Here is a 9,837-nt window from a genome sequence, read left to right as displayed (position 1 = left end):
CACCCTAACACCTCAGCAGCGATATGGTTGCTGCACTGCACAATAAATCTGCTTTAAGGAAAGAAGCCGCCCCGGGAGGCGGCTTCGATCAGGCTTAGCGCTTGACGATCAATGCGGCGTCTTCGTCGTCACGCTGGCGTCCACCGAGGGCGGCGGCAGCGGACGCGATGAACGCACCGACGAGCAGCGACAGGGCACCGAGCATCGCCACCGTTGCGGCGGACTTGCGCGCCTCATCGGCCGCTTTCAGCGCGGCATTCTTCGCATCCTCGACCTGCTGAAGGACCTGGTCGACGCGGGCACGCGCTTCCTCCGGGGTCACGCCGGCCCGCGACGCGACGATCGCTGACATATAGGCCCGGTCGGCTTCCGGCACGCCATCGTTTACCGCGCCTTGCACCAGGATGCGGGAAATCTCGGCGGTGGCCGATACGTCATCGCCCTGCGCCCGCGTTGTCAGATCCTGCGGGCGAAGCAGAAGGTCCGTAAAGTAGCCGGTGGCCGCGTCGGGCGACGCATCGCTGTTTGCTGCCGCGGCCGAGCCTGCAACTGTCGCGGTTGCTGCGACCGTCGAGGCGGCCTGCACGCCCGTCCCGGCAAGCGACGTGAAGGCGGAACCGGCCAGGCCTGCAACGACAACTGTCGCCAAGGCCCAGCTGAGAAAGCCATGCGCCGTATCGCGGAAGAAGACCTCATCCGTATGGATGCCGGCCCATTTGGTGCGAAGGCGACCGGTGAGATAGCCGCCAAGCGCCGAAGCGAGCCATTGCACGACGACGAACCAGATCGCCGCCGTCACGCTGACCGCCGTAAAGGACGCGCTTTCCCCCGCCCAGGGCGAGACCATCGTGAGGCCGACCCCGGAACCCAGAAGGAGGAGGATGAGCGTCGTGGCGGCTGCCGCGACCGAACCGCCGATGACGGGACCCCAGGCGAGCGCCGGCGTGCTGGATTCAACGCCGACGTCGGAGACGTCAGAACTGTAAAGGGACATGTCCGTCTCCTATCGCAGGAAGAGAACGAGCAGGATGACGATCGGCAGGGGAATGCCCAGAAGCCAGAGAAGAATACCGCGACCCATTTTGAGAACCTCCAATTGCTTGCGAGCGAATGTTCGCAGCATGGCGCGTCAACTCTTTGAAACGGCTGATGTTCCACGGGTTGTCATCACCATTTTCTATTTTTCTTCTCGTGGAACCATGCGCCTGGCACGGTGTTCTTGTGGAGCCTGCTCTCAGGCTTCAACGAGGAAATAATCATGAAAAAACTTCTCCTAGCCGCAGCGCTTGTGGGCGCCTCGACTTTTGGCGCCTTTGCTCAGACGTCCACGACCCCGACGACTGATGGCGACACACCCGCGGTTGCCACGCCCGACAGCATGAATGCGACAGCGCCTGTCGAGGGTGCCAACAGCTTCACCGAGGACCAGGCGAAGGAACGCATCGCAGAGGCCGGCTATGCTGAGGTCACCGACCTTGCCTTGGACGACAAGGGCATTTGGCAGGCCAAGGCGATGAAAGACGGCAAGGCCGTGACCGTCGCGCTCGACTACCAGGGCAACATCGTCGCCAAGTAATTTCAGACTTCAGGAGATTCCCATGAAAACTGTTACCGGACTGTTCGACGATTACTCCGATGCCAGCGCCGCCGTCAGCGCCCTGGAGGCACGTGGTGTGCCCTCCAGCGATATCAGCATCGTTTCCAACAATGCGGACGAACGCCACGGCAAGGAAACCAATGCCGCTGAAGGTGCCGGAACCGGCGCGGGCATCGGTGCTGCCGTTGGCGGCGTCGGCGGCCTCCTGACCGGACTGGGCATCATGGCCATCCCCGGTGTCGGGCCGGTCGTCGCCGCCGGGTGGCTCGCTGCCACGGCAGCAGGTGCTGTCGCCGGTGCGGTGGCGGGCGGTGCGGCCGGCGGGCTGATCGGCGCTTTGACCGAATCCGGCGTGTCCGAAGAACACGCGCATGTCTATGCCGAGGGCGTGCGCCGCGGCGGCACGCTGGTGACCGCGAAGGTTGACGACAGCCTGCAGGCCGAAGCCGAGGCCATCCTTCGCAAGTCGAATTGGGTGGACCCCGAGCAGAGGCGCGCGGCCTATGCCGAAGGCGGCTGGACAAGCTTCGACGACACGCAGAAGCCGTATGGTACGGCCGAAATCGAACAGGAACGTCTGCGCTACAGGCGCTGATGGACCAAGGAAAAGGCCGGCACCCGCCGGCCTTTTTTGATTGGTGAGGGAAGGTATGGCCAATTGTTGCGCCAACCGTAAAAACAACATCAGGTCGCCTCTAGAACCATATTAAGGGGCGTCTCGGCGGCGCGCCGAACGCGAGTGAAGCCACCGGATCGGATCACTTCGGCGAGCCGTTTCTCCCCCGCCTGAGCACCGAGCGCGAGCCCCGTCTCCTGCGCCAGCGACGTGGGAACGCAAATCATCGTCGACGCCGAGTAGTAGAGCCGGCCGACGGGATTGATATTGTCTTCCAGCTTGTCCCCGGCCATGGGCTCGACCACCATCCATATCCCATCCTGCTTCAGCGCCCGGCGAATATGTGTTGCCGCTGCCTTGGGGTCGCCCATGTCGTGCAGGCAGTCGAAACAGGTGATCAGATCGAAATCGCGTCCATCGAAGTCCTGGGCACGACCGACGTCGAAGCGCACGTTCGCCAAGTCATGCGATCGAGCGTGCGCCGTTGCAGCGGCGATCGAGTCCGGATGGAAGTCATAGCCCGTGAAGCGGGAATGCGGGAAAGCCTGTGCCATCAGGATCGTCGACAGTCCGTGCCCGCATCCGACATCCGCCACTTTCGCTCCCGCCTTGAGCTTGTCGACGACACCGTCCAACGCCGGAAGCCAATCCTGCACGAGGGCATTGACGTAGCCCGGGCGGAAAAGCCGTGCCACGGCGCAGAACATGCAGCCGGCCTGGTCGCCCCAGGCGACGCCCCTTCCGGTCTTGAAGGCGGCTTGCACCTTCGGCTGGTTTTCAGCCATTGCAGCAGCGGTATCGAATGCGCCGATCAGATTGACGGGGCTGTCGGGCTCGGCAAACACGAATGCCTGCTCGGGGGTGAGCGAGAACCGTCCGTCCTCATAGTGCACGTAACCCGACGCCGCCTGTGCTGCGAGCCACTCTCGCACGTACCGAGGCGAACATCCCGCAGCATCGGCGAATTCATCGGCCGTTGAGGGGCCGATTTCCTTGAGCGTCTTGTAGAGGTCCAGAGCATCGCCGATCCGCACCAGCGGAACGCTGACGGCGCCGCCAAGATCACCAAGCACGCGGCCGACGAGTTCCTTGAGCGCTGTTTCATTGAGTTCAGTCATGTGAGTTCCCTCCTGTCCTGGGGCGGTAGGTTGCCGCCCCCACGATCAGAGGATGGGCTTCGTCCCTAGGGATGGCATGAGGCGCAAGTCCCGAGCGGGGGAGGAAATCCGCCAATGCGAGGGACAGATGTCCCGTTCCGCCTTGCGAGGAGAAGCCGGCTCTCGACGCAGGCTATCGAGACAGCGCGACGACAATCGCTTGCGAGCGGCTGTGTACGTCGAGTTTGCCGAAGAGCACCGACAACTGGTTGCGCACGGTCTTCACGCTCTTGCCGAGACGTTCCGCAATCTCGCGGTTGTCGAGCCCCTCTGCGACGAGGTCGAGAAGTGCCGCCTCCACGGGCGTCAAACCGGCTTCGCGGACCGCAAGCGGCCGCATGGGCCGATCCTGCCCCAGGAAGGCGGCCAGTTCGGACAGGAAGACGGGCCAGGCGGGTTCCTCTGGCAGCAAGACGTGGTTCTTGCTCTCGAGCGGTACGAAGCGTGCGCCCGGAATTGCCGCTGCAAGCTTGCAGCCCTGGTCGAACGGCACGCGCATGTCACCGCGGCTATGGGCGATCAATGTCGGCACGCTGAGGGTCGCCGCGAGCTCCAGCACATCGATGCCCTGCATGTTCCATAGCAGTTGCGCGGCGATGTCGCCTGCCGACGTCAGGCGCTCGAGATCGCCCCACCAGCGATGCTGCTCCGGTGTGCCATCCGGGATGAAGAGATTGGTGAAGAACTGGGCGAATGCCGGGTTGTCGCGTCCCCAGCCCACGCGGATGAAATTGACAAGGGTCTCGGCTTCCAGTCGCTCCGCATCGGTCTGCGCCCGGACCCGGGCGCCCTGGCCGTAGGCGTTCAGAAGCACCAGGCGGGAGACACGCTCGGGATGCCTCGCGGCATAGGCGATGGCAAGAGCACCGCCCTGCGAAAGGCCGAGGAGGACGAATTGCGGTTCCTCGATCGTTTCGGCCACGGCCTCTAGATCCGCATGCCACGCATCGACCGAGAGGTCGGCAACGTAGCGATCCGACAGACCGCAGCCGCGTGGATCGTAGCGCACGAACCGGTTGCGGGCCGAAAGCGCCTGGAGCCATGGCCGCCAGACGGGGCTCTGGAGATCATAGTCGACATGGCTGAGCCAGTGGGCCGCGCGCAGGAGTACCTGTCCCTTCCCGCAGGACGCGAGGGCGATACGGGTGCCATCTGCCGAGCTGCAGAACCGTATGGTCTGGTCGAGTTTCATGGGCCAAGACTATCGCAGTGGAAAGTCGCGTGACAGGTTTATGTTACAGCCCGGCCGCGCCCCCTCGGAAGGTCGAATTTCGCCCGGGCCTCACGGAATTTCATTGTAAGCCAGCGCGCCGGCACCAGCCTCCGCCTTTTGTTCCGCCGTCAGCCTCGATCGTGCCGCCTCGGCGACCGTGAGGGTGCCCGCCGGCCGCCACCATACGTCGTGGGTCAGCGTGGACATGTCGTTGTCGAGAAGAATGTAGTCGGCAAATTTCTCGCCGAATTTCCGGAAGGCGGCCGGCACGGTATAGGCATAATCCGTGATCTCGTTCACGCGTTCGCCATTTCTCGCGGAGAAAATCATGGCGCCGCCTTCATGAACGACGGAGTAGAGGTCGCCTTCCGGGGAGAAAGACGAATAGAGCCCTTTCGTCACGTCTCCGATCTTTTGCCCGGTCTGTGTATCCAGGACGGTTATTTGGTACGAGCCGCCATTGTCGAGTTCCTGGACAGTCATCCGCGTCCCGTCGGGGCTGAAACCGAATCCGATCGGATAAATCTCGTCCGGGACCGGTAAGACACCGGAGCCGATCATGGCGTTCTGCGACAATGACCATCGGCCGACGACGATCGCCTTTCCTATTTTGGGGGAATTGTTGGTGCAAACGAAGGAAAGGGATGCGCCGTCGGCGTTCAGCACGGCAAAACCCCTGTCCAGGTTCCAGCCGGCTATCTTGACCAGCCCGTTGCACCGGGAGCCGAGATCAAACTCGAAACGCTTCGCACCGCTCGCCACATCCCAGCCCTGCACCAGCGCCACGCCCTTCTTGTGGAGTGTGCTGACAAGAACCGCTCCATCCTGGCTGAACACCAATATCGGGGGATTGAAGGCGCCATGGGCTGGGCCGAGATTGTCTGCGGAAAGTGTGATCGTCGCGCCGGTCTCGCCCGTGATGGCATCGGAGACTTTTGTGATTCCCTTGCCAAGATAGGCCGCCACGCGCGATCCGTCCGGAGAGAATTTTGCGCTAGGAACTGCGGTGCCCAGATCTCCCAGAGTGCCGATCACCTTCTTGGTGGCGGTATCCCAGATTTCCAGCGTGCCCTTGCCTGTTCCGCGATATTCGCGGTCAACGGAGGCGACAACGGCGCGGCTACCGCTCGCATTGACGATGACGACGTGAATGTTGTTTGCAGGGACGGGAAGAACGATGCTGGAGGACCGTGCAGCAGCCGTCAGCGCCTGATAGGCGGATGGATATTGTGCTGCGGTCGTCTCGTCTATTCGCTGCGGAAGCCCGCGAAAGGCTTCGACGATCGCACCCTGGACATCGCCGGTTCCCAAGAGGCGCTTCGACGCCGCCGCATGATTTAGGGAGACCGCAATCGCCTCCTCGAGCGTCAGGACGCCATTCAACAGGATCTCGGCGGTGAGCGACGATTTTATCCATGGTGTCTGAGACCAGTCCGTCGCCTCGCCGACGCTGCGAGAAACCTCGCTCAGAGCGCGCTGAACCGAGAAGCCGGGGGTCTTTACGGCTTTGACGAAGGCGGCGGTGAAGGGGCTGAGGTCTCCCTCGCCATCTGTCGCCGTTGCATTCGGCGATGTCGAATAGGCAACGAAAATGCCGCGCGCTTCCTTTCTCGCGTCCGAAGTCCCTGGGTCGACCTTCGCCAACCCTCTGTCGAGGCCGCGGCCGGTCGACACCGACAAACCCTGGTTGCCTTCGCCCGCAAAGGGGTTGTTCCGGCAAGCATCAAGGAAGACGAGGGTCGCTGCCGATTTTTCCTTCATGCCGTCGATGATCTTATCGATGTAGAGGAAGGCATCGGAAAGGCCGTCGCCGGCCTTGGCGTCGGTTGCAACCAGGTAGTTGCGATCGTCGATCTGGATGCCGTGGCCGGAATAATAGATGAGTGCGATATCGTCACCCAAAAGGGCGGCCTTCATACGCGCGACGCAGTCACGTATCGTTGCCCCTCGCGCATCGATCGCCAAGAACACCGTGAAGTTCAGCTTTCGAAGGACGTCGCTCACGGCGGTGGCATCATGCGCCGGGTTGCGAAGCGGTGGTATTCCTCCGCTATAGGCCGCGTTTCCGATCACAAGGGCGAGCTTGCCCGCCTTGCTTTGAATTGCATCGCTTGAAACGGCTGCATCGGCAGTCGCTATCTCGTGGCACGTATCGGAGGGAACCTCTTGCGTTGCCGCCCGTGCGTCGGCGAAGCCGTGCGAAAATACCGAGCCGAGCGCAACCATCGCACAGGCGAGCAGACTTTTCACAAGCATGTTCAATTCCTCGGAGGAAAATCCAACGGCGAATATATTGGCAATGCCTGCAACGGATGATCATATGAGTAGCATGACTATTAGAAAATGTAAATATTACAACACCTGACGGGCCTGCGGTTCTTGGGTGAATGCGGGTCTGATCTGCCGGGATTTTTTGCGATCCGGTCCGGCTCAGCTTTATTGCTGCATTTCCCTGATGGGCTCGTGTCGAGGAACGAGCAGGCAGGCAGGGACGATCAGTGCGGCGATCAAAAGCATGGCGACGAAGGTGGAATGCAGGGCATGCTGCAATGCAAGCCGGATGGTTTCTCCATCGGCCATGACGGTGCCGGTGCCGTTCAGCAGGGCTCGCAGTTGTTCTGGCGTAATCGGCTGGCCGTTGGTGGAATGCGCCAGTCCGTAGGTCAGCACCGCACCCAGCACGGCGGCGCCGAGCGTGCTGCCGAGATTGCGCGAAAAAACATTGGATGCTGTGGCGCTGCCGCGCTCAGTCCAACTCACGCTATCCTGCGTCAGAATCAGCGCGCTGATATTCAGCAGGCCCATGCCGAAACCCATTATCAGCGAGCCGGCGCCTGCTAATATCGCGGAGCTCGACGGCGTGAGCAGGACGAGGAGACATGTGCCGACCGGAATGCAGATGCTACCAGTGATCATAATGGGGCGCAGGCCGAACCGAGCAAACTGTCGCGACGCGATCGTTGCACCGCAGGGCCAGCCCAGGAGCAGCATGGTCAGGGCGAAACCCGCCACCAATGGTGAGCCGTTGAGAACGGTCTGCACATACATCGGCAGGAACGTCGTCAGCCCCATGATCGACATGCTTGCGAAGAAGACAGCCAGGTTCGAAAACGCGATGGGTCGCTTCAGCCACAAATCTGGAGCGACCATGGGCGCCTCGGCGCGCCGCTCCTGCCAGATGAACGCGACAAGGGCTACGATGGCGATGGCCAGGGCCACCATAGCGGTGCTGGAGATCGTGGTCTCCATTTCCGTCAGAGCAATCATCAGCGCGGAAATGGACACTGCAAAAAGGGAAGCGCCAAGGATATCGATGGAGACGACGCGCGTCCGTTTCTCTTCATGCAGGAACAGAACGAACCCGAGTGCCGCAAGAAGCCCAACCGGCACATTGATCCAGAAGATCCACGCCCATGGGAGGTTATGAATGATGAGGCTACCGAGAAGCGGTCCGACAACGGCAGACAACGCCCAGACGCTTGCCAGGTAACCTTGGACCTTGCCACGCTGATTGCCGGGAAACAGGTCAGCGACCACCGTCATTGCCACGGGTTGAATCGCCCCTGCGCCAATCCCCTGCAAAAGACGAAAGGCGATCATCGACGGCATCGACCATGCGAAGCCCGCGAGCACGGAGGCGAACAGGAAAAGCGCGATACCGATCAGGATCATCGGCTTGCGGCCATAAATATCCGCGAGCTTGCCGAAGACCACCGTCGTCGCCGTCTGGGTCAAAAGGAAGGACGAAAAGACCCAGGAATACAGATTGATTTGTCCGAGTTGGGCGGCGATCTGCGGCATTGCGGTCGAAACGATCGTTGCCTCGATGGCGATCATTGCCATGCTTGCCATGATCGCGGCGACGACGAGCCCACGATGGGAGCTTCTTTCCGACATGAATGGCTTTCAGGCTGAGGCGCGGGCCTGGAGAAGGGCACTCGGCGCCGATGGTGAGGTCATTGCATGAAGCTCTAACTACTCCTCGCTCCCCATGCGTCAAGCACCGATGCAGTTTTTATCAGGCAAGGACACGACGGGCGCTTCGCCTGTTTCGTTGAGGGAGGTAGGCATCAGCGCCGCGAGCAATGATCTCGTCTTCGCGGAGCGTGTGTTTCTCGCTAAATCAGCACGTCGCGACGGCCCTGCGGGCGAATTCGCTTGGGGGCAGCCGACTTTTTGGCTGAAGGCGCTGGCGGATTTGTAACCGACCTTTTCGGCGATTTCTTCAAGGCTGCCGCGTGAGTGGAGAAGGGTGTCCTTGGCGAGCGCTTGCGCCATCGCAGCAGGTATTCCACGGGGGCGAAGGCGGTACATGCCTGCGTTGTGCCAGCTCGGCGATCGTGCAGCCTCGCCTGACATCGGAATGACTGTCCGAAATGGCGCGAGACGCTAGGCACTACGATCGGCGTGAAAGGGCAGGGGCTCGATCCAAACGCGGGGCACGGCTGCGCTCGAAGAGTGGATGGCGTGGCTGCGCGCACTCTAATTTTGCGGTTCGATCATGCATCAGGTCGCCATCGGTATAGATTTGGGAGACACGCATGTTCGCGCCGGCCTCAGCGATGAGCGAGGCAACATTGTTGCGTGGGCCGAAGAGCGGACGGAGGCGAATGCGGGTGCCGGCCGCGTGATCGGGCAAATCCGCGCCCTAGCCGATGGTCTGCTTGCCGCGTCCAACCCCTCCCGCGTCCGTGGGCATCGTCGCCGATGGCCGGGTGCTTCGCGGACGCAAGGGCATGGCGGCTCACATCGGCCATATGTCCGTGGTGCCGAACGGCGAGCTTTGCCCCTGCGGAAACAGGGGATGCTTCGAGGCATACGGCTCCGGCACGGCGTTTACGAAGCGCGCCCGCGCCCGTGCAATCGTTAGCGAGGAGACCACTCTCGGAAAAAGCGGAAGTCCCGTCCACAGCCGCGACGTGTTCGCTGCTGGAAGGAGTGGCGACGTTCTTGCCAACCGTCTGATCGACGAGGAGGCAGAGATATTGGGGCGGGGTTTCGTCAGCCTGATTCACATTTTCAGCCCTGACGTCGTGATCATGGGTGGCGGTCTTTCTCATGAATTCGACCGTCTTCGCCCCGGAATCCAGGATTATATTGCTCGCTGGGCCATACCCGCCTTCAAGGATGTGAACGTCGTTCGGGCAGCACTTGGTCAAAATTCCGGTCTGGTCGGCGCGGCGGCTCTGGCATTTCTTGCCGACAGGCCGCAAGAGAGCGCATCTGCGCTTGCCGCGTGTCGTTGAAAATCGAA

At 61.8% G+C, this 9,837-nt stretch carries 8 protein-coding genes and 1 pseudogene; 3 read left to right on the top strand and 6 right to left on the bottom strand.

Annotation, left to right across the window (positions count from 1 at the left end; genetic code table 11):
* Positions 1–94: 94 nt before the first annotated feature.
* Positions 95–994 carry a hypothetical protein gene (locus tag J2Y63_RS13930; protein WP_435266552.1) on the bottom strand — a complete coding sequence of 300 codons (900 nt, stop codon included), beginning with the start codon at positions 992–994 and terminating at the stop codon, positions 95–97.
* 264 nt (positions 995–1,258) lie between these two features.
* Here J2Y63_RS13930 and J2Y63_RS13925 point away from each other — a divergent pair, with 264 nt between their 5' ends.
* Positions 1,259–1,576, top strand: coding sequence for a PepSY domain-containing protein (locus tag J2Y63_RS13925; protein WP_256119598.1), 318 nt, complete (start codon positions 1,259–1,261; stop codon positions 1,574–1,576).
* A 22-nt stretch (positions 1,577–1,598) separates the two neighbouring features.
* Positions 1,599–2,192, top strand: a complete 594-nt coding sequence (locus tag J2Y63_RS13920; RefSeq protein WP_435266551.1) for a general stress protein — start codon at positions 1,599–1,601, stop codon at positions 2,190–2,192.
* An 89-nt stretch (positions 2,193–2,281) separates the two neighbouring features.
* On the opposite strand, the gene J2Y63_RS13915 is transcribed toward J2Y63_RS13920, so the two are convergent.
* The 5 genes from J2Y63_RS13915 to J2Y63_RS13895 form a co-directional block, all read right to left on the bottom strand.
* Positions 2,282–3,331 carry a methyltransferase domain-containing protein gene (locus J2Y63_RS13915; RefSeq protein WP_435266550.1) on the bottom strand — a complete coding sequence of 350 codons (1,050 nt, stop codon included), beginning with the start codon at positions 3,329–3,331 and terminating at the stop codon, positions 2,282–2,284.
* Between the two features lie 172 nt (positions 3,332–3,503).
* Positions 3,504–4,562 (bottom strand): alpha/beta fold hydrolase, encoded by a 1,059-nt coding sequence (locus tag J2Y63_RS13910; protein ID WP_435266549.1) that lies wholly within the window; start codon positions 4,560–4,562, stop codon positions 3,504–3,506.
* A gap of 90 nt (positions 4,563–4,652) precedes the next feature.
* The gene (locus J2Y63_RS13905; protein WP_435266548.1) at positions 4,653–6,839 is read right to left on the bottom strand and encodes a caspase family protein; all 2,187 of its coding nucleotides are present in this window, start codon (positions 6,837–6,839) and stop codon (positions 4,653–4,655) included.
* A 180-nt stretch (positions 6,840–7,019) separates the two neighbouring features.
* Complete coding sequence (locus tag J2Y63_RS13900) at positions 7,020–8,480, bottom strand: MFS transporter (RefSeq protein WP_435266547.1); 1,461 nt, start codon at positions 8,478–8,480, stop codon at positions 7,020–7,022.
* Between the two features lie 99 nt (positions 8,481–8,579).
* Complete coding sequence (locus J2Y63_RS13895) at positions 8,580–8,861, bottom strand: hypothetical protein (protein WP_435266546.1); 282 nt, start codon at positions 8,859–8,861, stop codon at positions 8,580–8,582.
* Between the two features lie 223 nt (positions 8,862–9,084).
* Here J2Y63_RS13895 and J2Y63_RS13890 point away from each other — a divergent pair.
* Positions 9,085–9,829 (top strand): annotated as a pseudogene (locus J2Y63_RS13890) (ROK family protein).
* Positions 9,830–9,837: the final 8 nt, after the last annotated feature.

This window comes from Shinella sp. BE166, assembly GCF_051201095.1.
Taxonomy (GTDB): Bacteria; Pseudomonadota; Alphaproteobacteria; order Rhizobiales; family Rhizobiaceae; genus Shinella; species Shinella lacus.
Note: the sequence above shows the minus strand (reverse complement) of the source record. Positions and strands in the feature narration are given on the sequence as shown.

Coding starts and splice junctions, on each gene's coding strand:
- J2Y63_RS13930 (WP_435266552.1), bottom strand. CDS start 994: ATGTCCCTTTACAGTTCTGACGTCTCCGACGTCGGCGTTGAATCCAGC.
- J2Y63_RS13925 (WP_256119598.1), top strand. CDS start 1,259: ATGAAAAAACTTCTCCTAGCCGCAGCGCTTGTGGGCGCCTCGACTTTT.
- J2Y63_RS13920 (WP_435266551.1), top strand. CDS start 1,599: ATGAAAACTGTTACCGGACTGTTCGACGATTACTCCGATGCCAGCGCC.
- J2Y63_RS13915 (WP_435266550.1), bottom strand. CDS start 3,331: ATGACTGAACTCAATGAAACAGCGCTCAAGGAACTCGTCGGCCGCGTG.
- J2Y63_RS13910 (WP_435266549.1), bottom strand. CDS start 4,562: ATGAAACTCGACCAGACCATACGGTTCTGCAGCTCGGCAGATGGCACC.
- J2Y63_RS13905 (WP_435266548.1), bottom strand. CDS start 6,839: ATGCTTGTGAAAAGTCTGCTCGCCTGTGCGATGGTTGCGCTCGGCTCG.
- J2Y63_RS13900 (WP_435266547.1), bottom strand. CDS start 8,480: ATGTCGGAAAGAAGCTCCCATCGTGGGCTCGTCGTCGCCGCGATCATG.
- J2Y63_RS13895 (WP_435266546.1), bottom strand. CDS start 8,861: ATGGCGCAAGCGCTCGCCAAGGACACCCTTCTCCACTCACGCGGCAGC.